The sequence below is a fragment of the Streptomyces aurantiogriseus genome, from assembly GCF_014649375.1.
Lineage (GTDB): Bacteria > Actinomycetota > Actinomycetes > Streptomycetales > Streptomycetaceae > Streptomyces > Streptomyces aurantiogriseus.
The window spans coordinates 172,774-192,803 of record NZ_BMSX01000008.1; the positions used below are offsets into that span (position 1 = coordinate 172,774).

The window sequence follows — 20,030 nt, forward strand, 5'->3', positions numbered from 1 at the left end:
CCGTATCGTGCACGCATAGTGACGGGGAAGTGCGGGCCAGGTGGCCAGGCGTCCTAGGGTGGAGACAGCAGCGGAGGGAGTACGCCATGTCGTCGAGAGCGTCCGGCTGGAGCACGTACGACATCCCCGACCAGAGCGGTCGTACCGCCGTCGTCACCGGGGCCAACAGCGGTCTGGGGTACGTCATCGCGCGGGAGCTGGCCCGGAAGGGGGCGCGGGTCGTCCTCGCCTGCCGCAGTGAGGCTCGCGGGCGTGCCGCCGTCGAGCGGCTGGGCGGTGAAGTGCCGGGCTCCGACACCGAGTTGCGTCGACTGGACCTCGGGGACCTCGCCTCCGTGCGGGAGTTCGCGCTGTCGTACGAGCGGCTCGACCTCCTCGTCAACAACGCGGGCGTGATGGCGTTGCCGTACGGCACGACCGCCGACGGGTTCGAGACGCAGTTCGGGGTGAACCACCTCGGGCACTTCGCCCTCACGGGGCTGCTGCTGCCCGCGCTGCTCGCCGCGCCCGGTGCGCGCGTGGTGACCGTCTCCAGCATGGCCCACCTGCTCGGGAACATCGATCCCCGGGACCTCAACTGCGAGCGGGCATATCGTCGTTGGACCGCCTACGGCCGTTCCAAGACCGCCAACCTGCTCTTCACGCACGAACTCGCGCGGCGGCTGGCGGCGGCCGGGGCCGATGTGGCCGCGGTGGCCGCGCACCCGGGGTACGCGGCCACCAACCTGCAGACGGCCGGGCCGCGGGCCGAGGGGCGCCGGCGCGCCGAGCGGTTCATGGAGATCGGCAACCGCTTCTTCGCCCAGTCCGCCGAGGCCGGCGCGCTGCCCGTCCTGTACGCCGCGACCGCGCCGGACGTACCGCCGGACTCCTTCACCGGACCGTCCTTCGCGATGTGGCGCGGGGCGCCCGCCTCCTCGTGGCGGGCGCCCTGGACCCTCGACGACCGGGCCGGGGAACGGCTCTGGGCCGCCTCCGAGCAGTTGACCGGGGTGTCCTACGAGGCCCTCGGGTCCTGACCGCTCGCAGGGCCCGTGTCGCGTGGGGGAGCGGGCGGTACGGGACCGCGTACCTACGCCGCGCGCCCGTCGGGGTGACCGACGGGCGCGTGACCCACGAGGGCCTCAGGAAGTACCGGCCATGGGACGAACCGATCTTGAACCGTCTCGGCCTTCGGTGTCTCGGGTGTCTCAGCGCGAGGCGTATCCCTGGGTGTAACCGGGGGTGTACTCGCCCCCGTACCCCTGCGGATGGCCCGGGGCGTACTCCGCCGCGTACCTCTCCGCGAAGTCCTCCGGCATCGGTGTGGTGTCCAGGTAGAACCACTCGGCGGTGGGGCCGGGGCCGGCGGAGGGGGACGGGGTGGCCGGGCGGCGGGGCAGGGGCCTGGAGGACGGGCGGGGGCCGTCGGAGGCCGGTTCCGTGTCCCGGGGCGGCTGGTTCGCGTCCTGGGACGGCTGTTTCGCCGGGCCCGGCATCAGGAGTTCCACCCGCAGACCCTTGCCGCGTTGCTGGGCGGTGAACTCCTCCACCTGGCTGCGGCAGGCGTGGTCGAGGTGGGTCACGCCGGTGAGGTCGAGGCGGATGCGGGGCTTTCCGGCCTCGGCGGCGGCTTCCAGGGCCTCGATGACCTGGGGCAGGCGCAGGAACGTGGCGTTCCCGGCCATGACCACCTTCGCGGTGTCGTCCTCGATGTGCTGCCGGATGACGGTCTGCGACATGCGCACCGCGGCCAGCACGATGCCCGCCGCGAGGCCGATGAGGACGCCCTCCAGGAGGGCCGTCGCCACGATGACCAGCGTGGTGAGCGTCATGACCACGAACTCGCCCCGGTCCTGCCGCCACATCTTCGGGAACTCCTCGGGGGCGAAGAGCTTCCAGCCGCTGTGGATCAGTACGCCCGCGAGGACCGAGATGGGGATCAGGGCCAGCACCTGGGGGAGCAGCAGCGCGAAGGCCAGCAGCCACAGGCCGTGCAGGGTGCGGGAGAGCCGGGTCTTGGCGCCCGCCTGGACGTTCGCCGAGCTGCGGGCCACGACCGCCGTGATGGGCAGGGCGCCCAGCAGGCCGGCGACGGTGTTGCCGGCGCCCTGTGCGATGAGCTCGGGGTTGTAGCGGGTGCGCGGGCCGTCGTGCATACGGTCCACGGCGGCCGCGGTGAACAGGGACTCCGCGGAGGCGATCACGGTGAAGGTCAGGATCGCGGTGATGACCCCGGCGTCCGCCAGGCCCGCGAACTGTTCCGGGCCCGGTACGTCGACGGAGGCGAGCAGGTTGCCCACCTGGAGGGTCTTCACCTCCACGCCGGGCAGCGCGGCGACCGCGATGCCGATGCCCACGGCGACCAGGGCCGCCGGGACCTTCTTGATCGGGCCGGGCACCTTCTTCCACAGGAAGCTCAGGACGACCGTGACGATGCCGAGGCCCGCCGCGATCAGCGTCTGCGGGTTGCTGAACGTGTCCGCGAGCAGGCCGGGGATGCCGGCCATGTTCTCGATCGGGGTGCCGGGGGCCTTCGCGTCCATCGCCGGGTACGCCTGGCTGAACATCAGCGGCAGGCCGATGCCGGCGAGCATGCCCTGGACGACGGCCAGGGAGATCGCCTGGAAGAACCGGCCCAGCTTCACCAGGCCGAGGACGATCTGGAGGAGGCCGGAGAAGAGCACGATCACGCCGAGCATGGCCACGCCGTGCTCCAGTACTGTCTCCGCGACCAGCGCGGCGAGACCGGCGGCGGGGCCGCTGACCTGGAGGGTGCTGCCGCGGGCCGCGCCCACCACCAGGCCGCCGATGACGCCCGAGATGATGCCCAGTTCGGCGGGGACGCCGGAGGCGACGGCCACGCCGATGCACAGGGGGAGTGCGACCAGGAAGACGACGAGGGACGCGGTGATCTCGGTGGCCAGGTCGCCCTTCGGGGCCTTCGAGCCCTCCGGGCCCTGACCGGCCTTGGGAATCTTCGGAAGCCTCGGGATCCTCGGAACCCTCGGGGTCGTCGAGGTGGGGGCTTCCGCGGCGGGGGGCCGTGTGGTGGGGGACTGCGCGGTGTCGAACTCCGGTGCGAGGAAGTCCGGTGCGCGGAAGTCCGGTGCGGGGAAGCCCGAGGTGGCGAAGTCCGAGGTGGCGTAGTCCGAGGCGGCGAAGTCCGAGGCGGCGAAGTCGGACGCGGGGTAGTCGGACGCGGGGTGGCGCTGCGCGGCCGTGGGGGCCTGCGGGGGCCGGGGCGGGAACGGTATCCCGCCGGCCTCCCGGAAGGTGGGTCCGGACGCCTGTGTTCCCGGTGCCGCGCCGCCCCGGCCCCGGGCGTGCCGGGCGTGTGCGCCGCTCATGCCGCGTGCACCCGGAAGTGGCCGTCCTCGTCCAGCTCGTGCACCTGGCCGGTGTCCACCTCGTAGTACCAGCCGTGCAGCCGGAGCCGTCCCTCGTCGAGCCGGCGCCGTGCCGCCGGGTAGTTCCGCAGTACGGCGAGCTGGTTGACGACGTTCAGCTGGGCGATGTCCGGCAGGCGCGGGTCCTCGATCACGCCGTCGAGGACGGGGGCCAGCCTCGGGCGGGCCAGTTGCAGCCAGGCGTCCACGCCGGGCAGGCCGGACAGGTCGTCGCCGGACTTGAGGGCGCCCATCGCACCGCAGTGGGAGTGACCGCACACCACGATGTCCTGAACGCCGAGCACCTCCAGTGCGTACTCGATGGTGGCCGCCTCGCCCGAGGCGCCCTGCCGGCCGTGCGGCGGGACGATATTGCCCGCATTGCGCAGCTCGAATATCTCACCGGGCCGTGCGCCTGTGATCAGGGCGGGTATCACCCGTGAGTCCGAGCAGGTGATGAACAATGCCTCGGGATATTGGCCTTCGGCCAGCCTCCGGTATTCGCCGCTTTCGAAGTCCACCCGTCGCTTGAACGAGCGGGCGCGGTCCAGCAATGCCTTCACGGTTCCTCCCGGTGGGGGTTTCCAGGCCGGATCAGGGCAGGCCAGGGCAGGGTTATTGCAGGTCAGATCAGGTCAGACCAAGTCAGACCCGGTCGGCGGGGAGTTCCGACCAGGTGATCATCACCGTAAAGGGGCGTCCGCCAAGCGAAGGTTAGGGGAACACTAAACCGTCGACAGAAATGGGACAGTTTTCGTCCGGCGCTGAGCCGCTGATCACATTGACTGCGATCCGCGCGACGTTATTCGATCGCTCTTGTAGCGTGGCGGGTCCACGGACACGCGAATTCGGTTCACGGGAGAGACGGGAACGCATGGGCGTACGAGTCCTGCTCATCGAGGACGACCAGACGATCGCCGAGCCACTCGTCGAGGGTCTCGGACACTTCGGGCTGACGGTGCATCACGTCCGCACCGGCAACGAGGGGTTGAGAGGGCCGTACGGCGATGTCGTCCTGCTCGACCTGGGGTTGCCGGACGTGGACGGCATCGACGTCTGCCGTGGCATCCGGCAGACCTCGGACGTCCCGATCATCATCCTCAGCGCGCGGGGTGAGGAGGCCGACCGGGTCCTGGGCCTGGAGCTGGGTGCCGACGACTATCTGGCGAAACCGTTCAGCATGCGGGAGCTGGTGGCGCGGGTGCGTGCGGTGACGCGGCGGACGCAGCGCGGGGCGGGGGGAGGGGAGTACGGCGCAGGGGAGCCGTCCGGCGCAGAGGTCTTCGCGGGCGGCGGCTCCGGCGGCGGCGCCACCACGGCGCCCTTCTCGACCACGTCCTTCGCGACCACCTCCTTCACCACGGCGCCCCCCTTCACCACCGCACCGACGGCGGCCGCCCCCGCGCCCCCCGTCCCCGCCCCCGCTGCCCCCTTCGACCCCGTACCGCCGCCCCCCGAGGCCGCCGAGGGCGCCGTCGTCGGTCCTCTGGTGGTCGACCGGCGGACCCGGCAGGTGTGGGTGGGGGACGAGGCCGTGGTGCTGACGCCGAAGGAGTTCGAGCTGCTCGCGCTGCTCACCGAGGACCCCGGGGCCGTGTACTCGCGGCAGCAGATCCTCGACCGGGTGTGGGACCCGCACTACGAGGGGCCGACGAAGACGCTGGACGTGCATGTCGCCACGCTGCGGCGGAAGTTGGGCAACCCGGCGTGGATCCAGACGCTGCGCGGCGTGGGATTCCGGCTGGCGGTGCAGACGGCTCCGCCGGGCGCGCAGCCGACGTACGCGGCCCCGGGCCCGCAGTCGACGTACGCGGCCCCGGGCGCGCAGCCGACGTACGCGGCGCCGGGCTCGCACACGGCGTTCGATCCCCCCGGCGGCTACCCGTCCCACCAGCAGCCGGCGGCGTATCGATGACCCGTCGGCTGCTGCTCAGTTACCTCACGCTCGCCGCCCTGGTGCTGGTCTGTCTGGAGATCCCGCTCGGCTTCGTCTACTCGCGGGGCGAGCGGGAGCGGGTGACCAACGCGGCGAAGGACGAGGCGGAGTCGGTGTCGGCGTTCGCCTCGCTGTCCATCTCGGCGGGAAGTGCCGCGCGGGACCTGCCCGAGCGGGCGGCCCACTGCGCCGAGCGCATCGGCGGCAAGGTGCTGATCGTGGACCGGTCCGGGGCACTGCTGGCCAGTTCGCACCCGCTGTCCGAGCGGGAGGAGCGCGAGCTCGCGTCCTGGCCGGGCATCGCCGCCGCGCTGCGCGGGATCGCGACGGCGGACGTGCGCACCTCGACCATCGGCGGCGTGGAGTATCTGGCGGTGGCCACCCCGGTGCGGCACGGTGCCGAGGACCAGGGTGCCGTCCGTATCACCGTGCCGACCCGGATGGTGCACGAACGGGTCCACCACGTCTGGCTGTTGCTGGTCCTCGGCGGGCTCGGGGTGCTCGCGGCCGTCGCCGTCCTCGGCTTCGCCATCGCCCGCTGGACCGGTCGGCCCATCCGTGAACTGGAGCGCGCCACGAACGAGTTGGCCGTCGGCGGCACCGTCGCCCCGGTGCCGATCACCAAGGGGCCGCCGGAGGTGCGCAGCCTCGCCGCGACCTTCAACCGCACGGCCGCACGGCTGGAACACCTCCTGGCCTCCCAGCGCGCCTTCGCCGGCGAGGCCTCGCACCAGCTGAAGACCCCGCTCGCCGCACTGCGGCTACGGCTGGAGAACCTCGAGAGCGACATCGCCCTGAATGCCCGCGGTTCCCTCACCGCCGCGCTGACCGAGACCGACCGGCTGGCCCGGATGGTCGAGGGGCTGCTCGCGATGGCCCGGCTCGACGAGAGCGCCGCCGTACGGGAACGGGTCGCCCTGGACCAGGTGTGCGCGGAACGGCACCGCGCCTGGACGCCGCTGTACGAGCAGTACGGCGTCCACCTCGCGCTGGCCGGGGACTTCACCGGTGAGGTGCTGGCCGTGCCCGGGGCCGTCGAGCAGATCCTCGACAACCTGCTCTCCAACGCCCTGCGCGTGTCACCCCCCGGCTCCACCGTCTCCATCGACCCGCGCCGGCACTCCCCCCACGAACGCCGCTTCCCGCACCGCCCGGCCGGCCCCGCCTGGGTCGAGCTGCACGTCATGGACGAGGGCCCCGGTATGACCGAGGAGCAGCGCCGCCGCGCCTTCGACCGCTTCTGGCGCGCCCCGGACGCCCCCAAGGGCGGCACCGGCCTCGGCCTCGCCCTGGTCCAGCGCCTCGCCCACGCCAGCGGCGGCGAGGCGATCCTGCGCCGGGCCCCGCTCGGCGGCCTGGACGCGGTGATCCGCCTCCCCGCGGTGGGCCGGTCCGGCCCCGGCGCCCCCTCGCAGCGCCCGGCGAGACCGTTGCAGACCGCGACACGGGGCCAGGCGTAGGGCGAGAGGCTGCCGGTGCCCCTGGGCCTGCCGCGTCGGAGTTCCGGCGCGCGTCCCGCCGGCCGCGACAGCGCGGCGACGGTCAGCACGACGGGGACTGCGTACCACCACCGGCGCAGCCGCTCGGTCTTGACGAACTCCCATGTCAGAGGTGCGGTGACGACCGGGACGGCCAGGCCGGGGCCGGACGCGAAGCCCGAGCGCGCGACGGTTTCGCTGTCTCAGGGACCGGCGGGGCCGGCCAGGTACGCGAGGAAGCCCCCACACGACGCCCACACGACGCCGCAGGGCGAGGCCCGGTGTGTCCGGGCCTCGCCCTGCGGCGGGTGGTCGTGGGCCGTCAGGCCGTCCGTACCTCGTACGTCGTGATCAGCACCGTCTCGTCGTCCAGGCACTGGCCGCTCCGCAGGTCGAAGCGCTGCTTGAGGAGCGGGGAGGCGACGAAGGGGCGGCCCTGGTGGGTGCCGGTGAGGCCGCGGGAGAGAACGGCCGCGCCGCCGAAGGGGTCGCGGTTGTCGATGGCGTACAGCTCGCCCCTGCGGTCGCGGAACAGGGCGACCTGGCGGCCGTCGGGCAGCAGGGCGGCCACGCCGCGGCCGGGGACGAGCTGGTGCAGGTCGCAGACCGTGAACCAGTCGTCCGCCAGCTTCAGCTGGACCTTCAGGTCGGTCGTCTCGGGTGCCAGGGTCATCGCTGGGCGGTTCCTTCCAGGACGTCTTCCGTGGGTCGCATGCCGATGGAGAGCAGCGGCAGGTCGGGCTTGATCTGGTCGCGCTCGGGGACGAAGCCGACGACCGGGTCGGGGGTGTCGGGGGCGTTCACGAAGGAGACGAAGCGGGAGAGCTTCTCCGGGTCGTTGATGGTCTCCGCCCACTCGTCGCGGTAGTTCGCGACATGGGCCGCCATCAGGGACTCCAGCTCCTCGCAGATGCCGAGGGAGTCCTCCACGACGACGTCCCGTACGTGGTCCAGGCCGCCGGGGATCCGCTCCAGCCACGTCGACGTGCGCTCCAGACGGTCCGCCGTGCGGATGTAGAACATCAGGAAGCGGTCGATCAGGCGGATCAGCTCGGCGTCGGACAGGTCCTGCGCCAGCAGGTCCGCGTGGCGCGGGGTGGCGCCGCCGTTGCCGCCGACGTACAGGTTCCAGCCGTTGGCGGTGGCGATGACGCCGAAGTCCTTCGACTGGGCCTCCGCGCACTCGCGCTGGCAGCCGGAGACCGCCGACTTGAGCTTGTGCGGGGAACGCAAGCCCCGGTAGCGCAGCTCCAGGTCGATCGCCATGCGGACGGAGTCCTGGACGCCGTAGCGGCACCAGGTCTGGCCGACGCAGGACTTCACCGTGCGCAGCGCCTTGCCGTACGCGTGCCCGGACTCGAAGCCGGCGTCCACCAGCCGCGCCCAGATCAGCGGCAGCTGCTCCACCCGCGCGCCGAACATGTCGATGCGCTGGCCGCCCGTGATCTTCGTGTAGAGGCCGAAGTCGCGGGCGATCTCGCCGATCACGATCAGCCCCTCGGGGGTGACCTCACCGCCGGGGATGCGCGGCACGACCGAGTACGAGCCGTTCTTCTGCAGGTTGGCGAGGAAGTGGTCGTTGCTGTCCTGCAAGGCGGCCTGCTCGCCGTCCAGGACGTAGCCGCTCGCGCCGATCGTCGGGGCGAGGGAGGCGATGATCGAGCCGACCGCCGGCTTGCAGATCTCGCAGCCGTCGCCGCCCCGGGCGTTCTCGCGGCCGTAGCGGTCCAGCAGGTCCTGGTAGGTGTTGATGCGCAGGGCGAGGACGATCTCGTACAGCTCCTCGCGGGTCTGCGAGAAGCAGCCGCACAGGCCCTTGTCGACCTCGACGCCGCTGGCCTCCAGCTCGGCGTTGATCAGCTGGCCGAGGACCTTGACGCAGCTGCCGCACGTCGTACCGGCCTTGGTGCACTTCTTCACCTCGGGCACGGTCGTGCACTGGTGGTCGGTGACCGCGCCGCGGATCGTGCCCTTGGTGACGTTGTTGCAGGAGCAGATGATCGCCTCGTCCGGCAGCGCGGACGGGCCGAGCTGGGCGGGTGCTCCGGCGCCGGCCGGCAGCACCAGCGACTCGGGCGAGACCGGCGGGACCGAGCCGGTGAAGGCCTTCAGCGTGCCGTACGCCTCCGCGTCACCGACCAGGATGCCGCCGAGCAGCGTGCCGTCGCGGCCGATGACCAGCTTCTTGTACAGGCCGGCGCGGGAGTCGGAGTAGATGACGTCCAGGCAGTCCTCCGTGGCGCCGTGCGCGTCGCCGAAGGACGCCACGTCCACGCCGAGCAGCTTCAGCTTGGTGGACAGGTCGGCGCCGGTGAAGGCGGCCTCGTCGGCGGCGATCGTGGCGGCCGCGGTCTCGGCCTGCTCGTAACCGGGGGCCACCAGGCCGTACACCCGGCCGTCCGCGGCCAGCGCGCACTCGCCGATCGCGAAGACGTGCGGGTCCGAGACCGTCCGGCACTGCTCGTCGACGCTGATGCCGCCGCGCTCACCGACCGTCAGACCGCAGTCGCGGGCCAGCTGGTCGCGGGGGCGGACACCGGCGGAGAACACCACCATGTCGGTGGCCAGTTCGGAACCGTCGGACAGCTTCATTCCGGTGACCGCGCCGGACTCGTCGACCACGATCTCCTGCGTGCCGACGCCGGTGTGGACGGACAGGCCCATGTCCTCGATGGTGCGCAGCAGCGCGGCGCCACCGCCCTCGTCGACCTGGACGGGCATCAGGCGCGGAGCGAACTCCACGATGTGCGCCTCGACTCCGAGCCCCTTGAGCGCACCCGCCGCCTCGAGTCCCAGCAGACCGCCGCCGACCACCGCACCGGTGGTCGCCTTCGTCTTCGCGTACTCCTCGATCGCGAGCAGGTCCTCGATCGTGCGGTAGACGAAACAGCCCTGGGCGTCCTTGTTCGGGACGGGCGGCACGAACGGGTACGAGCCGGTGGCCAGGACCAGGACGTCGTAGTCGACGACGAGCCCGGAGCGGGCGGTCACCTTCTTCGCCTCGCGGTCGATGGTCTCCGCCGGGTCACCGATGTACAGCTCGATGCCGTGGTCCTTGATGAACTCCATGTCGGTCATGGAGAGGTCCTCGGGCGTCTTGCCCGAGAAGTACGAGGTGAGCGCTACACGGTCGTACGCCGGACGCGGCTCCTCGCACAGCACGACCACGCGGTGCGTGGCGGTCAGGCCGCGCTCGGCGAGCGCTTCGAGGAAGCGCTGGCCGACCATGCCGTGGCCGACGAGCACGATCGTGGGGTTCGCCCCGGTGGCGGTCATCAGGAGCCTCCATCATTGGTGAGCAGGTGGAGCAGAGGGCCGTTGTCGGGGAGCGGCTCTGCTCCCTCCCAGGCGCGGGCGAGCGCGCCGACGGTGCCGAGTTCGCCGACGAGGACCCCGCCGACCAGGCGGTCGTCGCGGACGACGACCTTGCGGTAGGTGCCGCGGGTGGCGTCGGCGAGCTGCACGACGTCGTCACCGGGGCGTGCCTCCGTCTCGCCGAACGCGGCGAGGTCGAAGGCGGAGTGTCCGTTGAGCGTGAGGCGGGTCAGGGCACGGGTGCCGGTGTACCGGGCGCTCGCGTTCCCGGTCAGCGCCTCGGCCAGCACGTCCGCCTGTTCGAGGGCGGGGGCGGCGAGGCCGTACACGTTCCCGTCGTGCTGGGCACAGTCCCCGATCGCGCGGATGTGCGGGTCGGAGGTGCGCAGTTCGTCGTCGACGAGGACGCCCTTGTGGACGGCGAGCCCGGCGTTCTTGGCGAGACCGGCGCGGGGGGAGACCCCGCAGGCCAGCACCACCAGGTCGGCGTCGAGGGCGTAGCCGTCCGCCATCTCGACGGAGCGGACCGCGCCGCCGACGCAGCGCACGTCCCGCACTCGGCACTCGGTGTGCACCTCGACGCCGAGGTCCTTCAGGTGCCGCAGGACGAGCCGGGACGCCCCCGGGTCGAGCTGACGCTCCATGAGCCGCTCGGACTGCTGGGCGAGGACGACCTGCGCGCCGCGCACCGCGAGGGCGCGGGCGGCGGAGACCCCGAGGAGCCCGCCGCCGATGACGACCGCCCGCACACCCGGCCGGACCGCCTTGGACAGGCCCAGGCAGTCGTCCATGGTCCGGAACGCGTGGACGCCCTCCGGCAGCTCGTGGTCGGGCGTGAACAGGCCGCGCAGCGGCGGCAGCACCGGGTTGGATCCGGTGGCCAGCACCAGCGTGTCGTATGCGATCTCCGAGCCGTCCGCGCAGGCCACGGTCCGCCGGTCGCGGTCGATGCCGGTGACCCGGGCCCGGACCAGCGCGGCGGGCGCGGGCAGCGCGATCACCTCGGGGGCGTACCGCCCGGCCAGCACCTCGGCGAGCAGGACCCGGTTGTACGGGAGGTGCTCCTCCTCGCCGATCAGTACCGCGGGCGTGCCGAGCTCACCGAGCCGCCGGGCGAGCCGTACGCCCGCGAGGCCGGCGCCGATCACCACCACACGCGAATTCGAGGTCATGTCATCGAGCGTGCGATGCGGAGGTTACCCGGCCGCATCACGGTTGTTTCCCGCGAGGAACGCTGCCCTCAGCGGGGGCGAGGCGGGGGTGTGAGGGTTTCCGGATGTGGTGCGGGACGGCCTGTGAGGTGGCGGGAAGGGCCGCCGGACGACGGCCCGGAACCTCAGAACTGCCTCAGTTCGATGGACGAGCCATGTATCCGGTCCCGTAGGGTCGCGATCATGCCCGACATACCTCTGACCATGGTCGCCGTCCTCTGTCTCGCCGCCCTCGCGGCAGGCTGGATCGACGCCGTGGTCGGCGGGGGCGGGCTGCTGCTGCTCCCGGCGTTGCTGCTCGGGCTGCCGGCCGGGACCCCGGCCGCGCACGCGCTCGGCACCAACAAGGCGGTGGCGATCGTCGGCACGGCCGGGGCGGCGGTGACCTACGCCCGCAAGGCGCCGGTCGACGTGGGCGTGGCCGTGCGGATCGGCCTCGCGGCGCTGGCCGGCTCCTCGGCGGGGGCCTTCTTCGCGGCCGGGATGAGCACCGAGGTCCTCAAGCCGGTGATCATGGTGGTGCTGCTCGGCGTGGCCGCCTTCGTCATCCTGCGCCCCGCCTTCGGCACCGCCCCCACGACCGGCCCGGCGGGCCCGCGCCGCGTCCTCGCCGCGATCGGCCTGGCCGGCCTCGGCATCGGCTTCTACGACGGCTTCATCGGCCCCGGCACCGGCACCTTCCTCGTCCTCGCCCTCACCGCCGTGCTCCACCTCGACCTGGTGACCGCCTCCGCCACCGCCAAGATCGTCAACTGCTGCACCAACGCGGGCGCCCTCGCGATGTTCGCCTGGCAGGGGGCCGTGCTGTGGCAACTGGCCGGCCTGATGGCCGTGTTCAACCTGGCGGGCGGCATGCTGGGGGCACGTACGGCCCTGAAGAAGGGCAGCGGGTTCGTGCGGATCGTGCTGCTGACGGTGGTCTTCGCGCTGGTGGGGAATCTGGCGTACGAGCAGTGGCTGGCCTGACGGGGGCGCACTCCTGGAGGACGGCTGTCGCGGTGCCGCCGGAGCCGTCCACTCAGCCCGGACGGCTGCCCGTGAGATGCGCGAACACCACGATGTTCCCCTGGTATCCGGTCGCCCGCGAATACCCTCCGCCGCAGGTGATGACCCGCAACTCCGGCCGCTCGGCCGCTCCGTACACCTTGGCGTCGGGGAAGTTCCGCGCCTCGTACGTCTCGACCGTGTCCACCGTGAACACCGCGACGGTGCCGTCCCGCCGGTCCACCTCGATCGTGGCGCCCCGCTTCAGGGCGCCGAGGTCGTAGAAGACGGCGGGACCATCGGCGTTGTCGACGTGACCGGCGACGATCGCGGTGCCGGTCTCGCCGGGGGTGGTGCCGGCCTCGTACCAGCCGGCGAGGTTCTCGCGCTCGGGGGGCGGCACGTCGAGGCTGCCGGTCTCCGTCAGGCCCAGGCCCATCAGCGGGGCGTCCACGTGGATCGACGGGATGCGGACCCGGTCGGGCGGGGAGGGCGGCAGCGCGGGGGCGGAGCCCGGGTCGGGGCGGCCCGGGCGGGCCTCGGCCGCGGACGGCTGCGGCGGGGCGTGCGTCTCGGTGCCGTCGGCCAGCAGCCACGCCCCCGAACAGAGGGCGACCGCGGTGACGGCCGCTATCGCGGTGTTCCCGATCCTGCGCATCCGAAGAACCCCTCTCGTCGGCGGAGCCCCGTGCCCCCCTCCGGGCCGCGAGGGGCGTCGGACCCGGAGGGGGAGGGGAGATGCGGTACCGGTGGACGGACAGCGGAGGGTGCCCGTCAGATCCCGTCGCCTCTCGCCCGGCGATGCAGGAGCCAGGTACCGCCCGCGGCGGCGACGGCGAGAGCCGCCACACCGGCCGCGGTCTGCACGGGATCGGGGCCCAGTGCGCCGCCGACCCCCGTCTTGACACTTCCCCGCGGATACACCTGCTGCCGCTGGGAACTCAGCATCACCACCAGGTCCCCGGTGACCTTCCGCCCGTCCGCGGCGCACTGCGCGACGATCTCGTACGTCCCCGGCTGCGCGCTCGGCGGCACCCGGAACTGCCCGACCGCCTCACCCCGGCGCGCGCTGGGCGCCAGTATGAAGCGGCCGGCGCCCACCGCCCCGGCATCACCCGCGGCCCCGCCGTCCGCGCACGCCGCCGTGTTCACGGTGACCTGGCCGCCCGGTACCGCGGTGGAGGGATACACCTCCAGGCGTCCGGTCCCGCCGCCGGTGCCGTACGCGGGCGCGGCCGTCCCGGCCACGGCGGCGACGGCGAACGCGGTGCCGGTCAGCAGTCGAGCGGCGGTACGTCGCATCGGTGCTCCTCCCGAGCTCGTCGAGGGCACGGCCCGCGGCACCCCCATGTGCCGCCGCCTCGGTCGCGTCCCTGCCCTTCCAGAGGTAAGGGGCAGCGACGCGAGCGCGCTTCCTGAGGACGCGTCAGGACTGGGATGAACGGGTGTCGGCCGACGCGGCGAAAGGCTCACTCGCGCGGGCGTTTCGGCAGGTCACCGCCGTGCGCCGGGCGCCCTCCGGAAAAGCGCCGCCAAGGGGTGTGAACGGGTGACCACTCGCACGGCGCGACCGCGCTCCGCTGTCGCGGGCGGCTGCTTCTGCCGCGCGGGTGCGCCTTGCCGTCGCGGGTGCGCACCCTCATGGCGTGGTCGCGGTTCGCTGTCGCGGACGAGCGCCCTCATGGCGTGGCCGTGGCGGCGCCCGCGGGGGCACCGCCCCTCACCGCGTGGGCCCGCCCCGCTCCCGCCAGTCCCCGCCCTCGATCAGCTTCCCCCGCGCCCGGAGCCCCGCCGCCACCCCGGGCGCGGCGACGTACACCCACGCCCGCACCGGCCGCCCGTCGCCGACCCGGACCACCTCGCGTGCCACCCGCTCGTACAGATTGCGTGGGTCGCCCGGCCGGTACTCCTCCAGCCGGTCCAGGTCGGCGAGCAGCCGCCCGTACGTCTCCGGGAGCGCGGTGACGAGCTCCCCGGTCACGACTCCGCCCGGCTCCTCGACGACGTACGGGTAGCCGGGGCCGTCGTAGAGCACCGCGCCCCTCAGGCGGGCTGGTTCCTCGGTGAGGGTGCGGCCGCGCAGGAAGAGGTCGTGGTTGACCTCTCCGGGGCGCAGGGTGCCGTAGACGAAGAAGGGGAGTTCCGGGGCGCTCACGGAAACGATTCTCTCCCCTCACCGCACCCGCACTCCTCCCGCACATGACCGCTATGGACATGACATGTCATGCCCACTTGAATCCTCAGGACCAGGTCAGCGCCCCACGCGCTCCCCCCCACACGTTTCCCCCCACACGCGCCCCCACGGCGCCTTCCCGAGGAGACCGATGAGCCGGATACGGCCGCACGCCCGAGGTTCCCGTCTCGCCACCGCCGGCATCGCCGCCACCACGGCCACCGTGCTGGCCGCCGTCCTCACCCCCGCCGCCGAGGCGGCGGACCGGCCGAGCCGGGCCACCGCGCTGGACAACGCGGCCACGGCCCTGGCCGAGCACGCCGCGGGCCTCGGGCTGACCGCCGCCCAGGGCACCACCGTCCGGGACGTCATCGTCGACAAGGACGGCACCCAGCACATCCGCTACGACCGCACCTACCACCGACTCCCCGTCCTCGGCGGCGACTTCGTGGTCCACCTCGCCCCCGACGGCACGTACCGCAGCGCGAACCGCGCGACGAGGAGCGAGATCTCGCTCCCGACGGTCACCCCCGCCCTCTCCGGCCCCAAGGCCGCCGACGTCGCCGCGAACGCCCTGCGCGCCGCGCACCTGGGCGAGACACTGAAGAAGCTCACCGCCAAGCCCCGCCTGGTCGTCGACGCCCTGCACGGCGCCCCCAGGCTGGCCTGGCAGACGAACGTCGCGGCCCTCGACTCCCTCGGCAACCCGGTCGCCCGCGCCGTCCTGACCGACGCCCGCACCGGTGCCCAGATCGACGCCTGGGACACCCTGGAGACGGCGACGGGCGACGGCAACTCCCTCTACGGCGGCAAGGTCCCGCTGGAGACGACCCTCTCGGGCTCGACGTACCAGCTCAAGGACCCGACCCGGGGCAACACGTACACCGGCGACGCCGCCAACAAGACCGACCTGTGCTTCCTCGGCGGCATCTGCATCAGCCGCGCCCCCTCGACCGTCTTCACCGACGCCGACAACCACTGGGGCACGGGCGCGACCACCGACCGCGCCACCGCCGCCGTGGACGCCCAGTACGGCACGGACGTGACCTGGGACTACTACAAGAACGTCCACGGCCGCAACGGCATCGCGGGCGACGGCAAGGGCTCCTACAACCGCGTCCACTACGGCACCCGGTACAACAACGCCTTCTGGGACGACAGTTGCTTCTGCATGACCTACGGCGACGGTGACGGCACCCAGCTCGGCCCGCTGGTCTCCCTGGACGTGGCCGGCCACGAGATGACCCACGGCGTCACCTCGAAGACGGCCGCGCTGACCTACTCGGGCGAGTCCGGCGGCCTGAACGAGGCCACCTCCGACATCTTCGGCACGCTGGTGGAGTTCCACGCGAACAACGCCGCCGACGCCGGCGACTACCTCATCGGCGAGAAGATCGTCCGCTCCGGTTTCGGCCGGGACGCCCTGCGCTACATGGACAAGCCCTCCAAGGACGGCAGCTCCGTGGACTACTGGAGCAGCACGGTCGGCACCCTCGACGTCCACTACTCCTCGGGCGTCGCCAACCACTTCGCGTACCTCCTCGCGGAGGGCAGCGGCACGAAGACCATCAACGGCGTGACGTACAACTCCCCGACCTTCAACGGCTCCACGGTCACCGGGATCGGCCGGGCCAAGCTGGGTGCCATCTGGTACCGCGCCCTGACGGTCTACATGACGTCCTCGACGAACTACGCCGGGGCACGCACGGCCACCCTGAACGCGGCCCGCGACCTCTACGGCGCCGGCAGCGCGGAGTACACCGCGGTGGCGGCGGCGTGGAGCGCGGTGAATGTGAACTGACCGCCCGTACAGGCATTACGGGTAAGTAACCCCGCTTCCCCGCTGAACCGATCACCCGTTAGGCTCCCCCGTCGCGCGCTGGGGGACCAGGGTGACCAGGGGAAACCGGGGGTAACGGGGAACATGACCGAGGAAGTCGCCGCGGCGGAGAAGAGCCCGAACGCGTGGGCGCAGGCCGCCACGGCGCTGGTGCTGATCGGGGCGCTCGGGGGCGGGCTGTGGGTGCAGGACAAATTCGCCGGGGGAACGGACGCGAACGCGCCGGCGGTCTGCCCGGACGACGAGGACGCGAAGCCGTCGAAGCGGATCTCCGGAGCGCAGTTGTGCACGGCCCTGAACCGCACGGACCTGCCGGCGCTCCTCGGCACGCCCAAGGAGCAGGCGCAGACGGCTTACGGCAGTGACGCTTCGGTCAAGTCGGCGAGCGGCACCGAGACAGCCACCCCTGAGGCGACCGTCAAGTTCGACACCTACACCGTGCAACTCTCGCGCTCCTACGACGACCTCCCGGTCGCGGGGACGGAGGACCTGCTGAACAGCGCGGAGTCGAAGACGATCCTGGGCCACCCGGCGGTCCTCTACTCGAGCCAGACGATCGCCATCCGCTTCAACCTCGGCGGCGGCGAGTCCGAGACCGGCCCCGGCGGCACCGCCCGCAGCCTGGTGGTCGCCCCGGACCCGAAGGACAGCGGCGGCTCCTACGAGCTCGCGATCTGGCGCCAGGACACCTTCCCGCCCGACGACGCGGCGCTGCTCCGCGTCGCCGAGAAGGTGCTGCCGACCATCCCGGGCTGGACGGCCGCCGGCTGACGCCGGGACGCACGCCGAAGGCCGGCGCTTCTGAGGGCGCCGGCCTTCTCTGTGTTGGGGGACGTCGGCGACGTCGCCGACGGTGTGCCGGCCGTACTCGGCCAGCTCAGCAAGACCACGGGCATCCCTCTTTCAGCACGGCGGTGTGTCGGTGAGGTCGAGGACGGCCATGTCCGGCCCTGACCCGCTGACCGCGGCACGCGTACCCGCGAGCGGCCACGCTGTGGAGTGCGTCGCGTCAGAGTGAGCCGGATCACGCGCTGGTCGCTGCATCCCTTTGCGTAGCTGATGGGTCGGATCAGCGAACCGGAATGCTAAAGGAGATGTAAAGATGACTAATCGTACCCTTCTGGCTGCGGCGGCTCTGTGTGCGACGGCAGTAGTGACGCTCACCGCGTGCGGAGGTGACAAGAAGGCCGACGCCAAGGAGTCAGGCACCCCTGCAGCCAAGGAGGCAGGCACCCCTGCCCCTGCCACGCCGTCGCCCGCGAAGCCGTTAGAGGGTCTGACCCCGGCCCAAATCGCCGAAGAGTCCCGGCTGGCCATGACGAAGCTGAAGTCGTTCAAGGTCAAGGGGGGCGTGACCAGCGACGGCGAGGAGATGACCGTCGACTTCACTGTCGCCGCGAAGGGTAGCTGCCAGGGGACCTTCACCAGCGGGGGCGCGTCCGCCGATATCCGGAAGGTCGGTGGCGCGATGTACATGAAGGGCGACGAGAAGTTCTGGCAGCAGACAGGCAGCGAGGAGGGCTCGTCGCCCGAGGAGGCGAATGCCCTCACCGAGCTGCTCAAGGGACGCTGGTTCAAGCTGCCGGCGGGGGATGCGAAGGCGGACGAGTTCCCCTTCTGTGACGCCACCATGCTGTTCGAGAAGGACACGGAGGAAATCCCTGTCACCAGAGGCGCGGAAGCCGTGGTCAACGGCACGCGCGCCGTGACGCTCACGAGGAAGGACGGCGCCGAGACGATGACGCTCCTCGTATCCGCTGAGGGAGAGCCCTACGCGCTGAGGATGACCAACGAGGGCGGCCAAGAGCCCGGCTCGCTCGAGTTCTCGGCGTTCAATGAGCCGGTGACCGTCACGCCCCCGCCGGCCAGCGAGGTCATAGACTCGGAGAAGCTCAAGGGATGACACCCGGCTCGCTGCCGTTATTGGGCCCGACCGCCGTGTTGGGGTGATCTCCCGGTGGTTGGGGCACAGCGGCAGGGCCTCTTGGTAGCTCGGGGTTGCGATCCCAACCGAGCAGTACCAGGAGGCCCTGTTGTCGCAGTCTGTCGCGCTTGCGTCCGTGGAGTCCAACGCGCCGTCTACGGCAGGCGTACGGGGCGCTGTCGGCGAACTCCCCACAGCCGGAAGGCCGGTGCCTTGGGAAGGCACCGGCCTGGGGGCGAGGGGGAGAGGGAGCGTCAGGCGACCAGCTCCCGCTCCTCCACCGGGGACTCGCTCTCCTGTCGCGCCGGCTTCTTGTCCCGCATCACCAGCGTCGCCAGCACCGCTGCCACGAGGACGCCGATCGCGCTGACCGTGAAGGTCGTCGTCATCGAGGTGGTGAAGGCCTCGCGGGCCGTCCGGACGAGGGCCGTGTCCTCGCCGGCCACCGCCAGGGCGCCGGCGATGGACTGGCGGGCCTGCTCGGGGGCGTCGGCGGGCATCTCGGCGGCGAAGCCGCTGGTCAGCAGGGAGCCGAGGATCGCGATACCGAGGGCGGTGCCGGCCTGCTGGATGGTGTCGTTCAGGGCCGAGCCGACGCCCGCCTTGTCCTCGGGGATGGTGCCCATCAGGGCCGCGACGGCCGCCGGCATCGCGAGACCGGCGCCCAGACCGAGCAGACCCAGCGCCACGGCCGGGACCGTGAAGCCGCTGTCCGCCGTGACCGTCGTCAGCAGGGCGAAGGAGGCCACCATCACCAGCATGCCGGTGAGGATCACGAAGCGGTTGCCGATCTTCGCGGCGAGCTTGACCCCGCTGCCGTTGCCGATGAGCGCGGTGATGGCGAGGGGCAGGAAGGCCAGGCCGGCCTTGACGGGGGAGTAGCCGAGGACGAACTGCAGGTACTGGGTGAGGACCAGCAGCAGACCACCGTTGCCGATCTGGACCAGGGCGAGGGAGATCGAACCGCCGCTGAAGTTGCGCTGCTTGAACAGGACCAGCGGGACCATCGGGGACTTGGTGACGTTCTCCCAGACCACGAACCCGGCGAGGGCGACGACGGCGACGACGAGGCTGATCGCGGAGCGGCCGCCGAACGCGCCGTGCTGCGGAAGCTCGATGATCCACCAGACCAGGGCGGTCATACCGGCCGCGGAGAGCACCGCGCCCAGCGGGTCCGGCTTCTGGTACGGGGCCTTCGACTCGGGCATGAGCAGGACACCGGCGAGCAGGGCCAGGCCGACGATCGGGACGTTGATCAGGAAGATCGACTGCCAGGAGAAGTGGTCGATCAGCACACCGCCGAGCACCGGGCTGCCGACCAGACCGAGCATCGACACCGAGCCCCAGGCCGCCATCGCCTTGCCGCGCTCCTCCTCGTCGAAGACGGTGATGAGGATCGAGAGCGTGGACGGCATGATCAGCGCCCCGCCGACACCCATCGCGACGCGTACCGCGATCACTTCACCGGGGTTGCTGCAGAAGGTCGCCGCCAGCGAGGCCGCTCCGAAGAGCAGGAGCCCGATCAGCATCACCTTCCGCCGGCCGAAACGGTCGCCCAGGCTGCCGGAGGTGAGCAGGAGACCCGCGAAGACCAGGATGTAGGAGTCCAGGATCCACTGGATGTCCTGGGCGCTCGCGCCGAGGTCCTCGGTCATCGAGGGCACCGCGACGGTCAGCGCCATGCTGTCGACGACCAGCACCAGCGTGCTGAGGCAGAGCACGACGAGGATCCACCAGCGACGTGGATTGCGGGTTTCCATGGGGCTTCCCTTCGCTCCCTGACCGGTGCTGCGAACACCGT

At 72.0% G+C, this 20,030-nt stretch carries 16 protein-coding genes; 7 read left to right on the forward strand and 9 right to left on the reverse strand.

What is annotated here, in order from left to right; all coding sequences use genetic code 11:
* The first annotated feature begins 86 nt into the window (after positions 1-86).
* Positions 87-1,019: an oxidoreductase gene (locus IE263_RS18940; protein WP_189937946.1), complete on the forward strand. Its 933-nt coding sequence runs from the start codon at positions 87-89 to the stop codon at positions 1,017-1,019.
* A 171-nt stretch (positions 1,020-1,190) separates the two neighbouring features.
* On the opposite strand, the gene IE263_RS18945 is transcribed toward IE263_RS18940, so the two are convergent.
* Both IE263_RS18945 and IE263_RS18950 read right to left on the reverse strand, forming a co-directional pair.
* A complete protein-coding gene (locus IE263_RS18945) occupies positions 1,191-3,329 on the reverse strand; it encodes a SulP family inorganic anion transporter (RefSeq protein WP_229911051.1) in 2,139 nt (712 codons plus the stop codon).
* Entirely contained in the window at positions 3,326-3,931 is a 606-nt protein-coding gene (locus tag IE263_RS18950; protein WP_189937948.1) for a carbonic anhydrase, read from the reverse strand. Before IE263_RS18950 ends, IE263_RS18945 begins: the two co-directional genes overlap by 4 nt.
* 311 nt (positions 3,932-4,242) lie before the next feature.
* Here IE263_RS18950 and IE263_RS18955 point away from each other — a divergent pair, with 311 nt between their 5' ends.
* On the forward strand, positions 4,243-5,283 hold the full coding sequence (locus IE263_RS18955; protein ID WP_229911052.1) for a response regulator transcription factor: 1,041 nt from the start codon (positions 4,243-4,245) through the stop codon (positions 5,281-5,283).
* Complete coding sequence (locus IE263_RS18960; protein WP_189937950.1) at positions 5,280-6,764, forward strand: sensor histidine kinase; 1,485 nt, start codon at positions 5,280-5,282, stop codon at positions 6,762-6,764. The genes IE263_RS18955 and IE263_RS18960 overlap by 4 nt, the downstream gene beginning before the upstream one ends.
* Positions 6,765-7,104: 340 nt before the next feature.
* Here the strand turns inward: IE263_RS18960 and nirD are convergent, their stop codons facing one another.
* The 3 genes from nirD to IE263_RS18975 are packed head-to-tail and all read right to left on the reverse strand — an operon-like array spanning position 7,105 to position 11,269.
* Positions 7,105-7,455, reverse strand: coding sequence for a nitrite reductase small subunit NirD (nirD, locus tag IE263_RS18965; RefSeq protein ID WP_189937952.1), 351 nt, complete (start codon positions 7,453-7,455; stop codon positions 7,105-7,107).
* Entirely contained in the window at positions 7,452-10,058 is a 2,607-nt protein-coding gene (gene nirB / locus IE263_RS18970; protein ID WP_189937954.1) for a nitrite reductase large subunit NirB, read from the reverse strand. The genes nirD and nirB overlap by 4 nt, the downstream gene beginning before the upstream one ends.
* Positions 10,058-11,269 (reverse strand): NAD(P)/FAD-dependent oxidoreductase, encoded by a 1,212-nt coding sequence (locus IE263_RS18975; RefSeq protein ID WP_189937956.1) that lies wholly within the window; start codon positions 11,267-11,269, stop codon positions 10,058-10,060. The genes nirB and IE263_RS18975 overlap by 1 nt, the downstream gene beginning before the upstream one ends.
* 222 nt (positions 11,270-11,491) lie before the next feature.
* On the opposite strand from IE263_RS18975, the gene IE263_RS18980 reads away from it, so the two are divergent.
* A complete protein-coding gene (locus IE263_RS18980) occupies positions 11,492-12,274 on the forward strand; it encodes a sulfite exporter TauE/SafE family protein (protein WP_189937965.1) in 783 nt (260 codons plus the stop codon).
* 52 nt (positions 12,275-12,326) lie between these two features.
* Here IE263_RS18980 and IE263_RS18985 read toward each other — a convergent pair whose 3' ends face one another.
* The 3 genes from IE263_RS18985 to IE263_RS18995 all read right to left on the reverse strand — a co-directional run bounded on the left by IE263_RS18985 (position 12,327) and on the right by IE263_RS18995 (position 14,447).
* Positions 12,327-12,950 (reverse strand): class F sortase, encoded by a 624-nt coding sequence (locus IE263_RS18985; protein WP_189937967.1) that lies wholly within the window; start codon positions 12,948-12,950, stop codon positions 12,327-12,329.
* A gap of 116 nt (positions 12,951-13,066) precedes the next feature.
* Complete coding sequence (locus IE263_RS18990; protein ID WP_189937969.1) at positions 13,067-13,594, reverse strand: GVDTG sorting domain-containing protein; 528 nt, start codon at positions 13,592-13,594, stop codon at positions 13,067-13,069.
* Positions 13,595-14,012: 418 nt separating this feature from the next.
* Positions 14,013-14,447, reverse strand: a complete 435-nt coding sequence (locus tag IE263_RS18995) for a gamma-glutamylcyclotransferase family protein (protein WP_189937970.1) — start codon at positions 14,445-14,447, stop codon at positions 14,013-14,015.
* 169 nt (positions 14,448-14,616) lie between these two features.
* Between IE263_RS18995 and IE263_RS19000 the strand changes: the two genes are divergently transcribed.
* The 3 genes from IE263_RS19000 to IE263_RS19010 all read left to right on the forward strand — a co-directional run bounded on the left by IE263_RS19000 (position 14,617) and on the right by IE263_RS19010 (position 18,208).
* A complete protein-coding gene (locus IE263_RS19000; RefSeq protein WP_189937972.1) occupies positions 14,617-16,266 on the forward strand; it encodes a M4 family metallopeptidase in 1,650 nt (549 codons plus the stop codon).
* 123 nt (positions 16,267-16,389) lie between these two features.
* Positions 16,390-17,076, forward strand: a complete 687-nt coding sequence (locus tag IE263_RS19005) for a DUF6215 domain-containing protein (RefSeq protein ID WP_189937974.1) — start codon at positions 16,390-16,392, stop codon at positions 17,074-17,076.
* 331 nt (positions 17,077-17,407) lie between these two features.
* Entirely contained in the window at positions 17,408-18,208 is an 801-nt protein-coding gene (locus tag IE263_RS19010) for a LolA-like protein (protein WP_189937976.1), read from the forward strand.
* A 275-nt stretch (positions 18,209-18,483) separates the two neighbouring features.
* Here the strand turns inward: IE263_RS19010 and IE263_RS19015 are convergent, their stop codons facing one another.
* The gene (locus tag IE263_RS19015) at positions 18,484-19,989 is read right to left on the reverse strand and encodes an MFS transporter (RefSeq protein ID WP_189937978.1); all 1,506 of its coding nucleotides are present in this window, start codon (positions 19,987-19,989) and stop codon (positions 18,484-18,486) included.
* Positions 19,990-20,030: the final 41 nt, after the last annotated feature.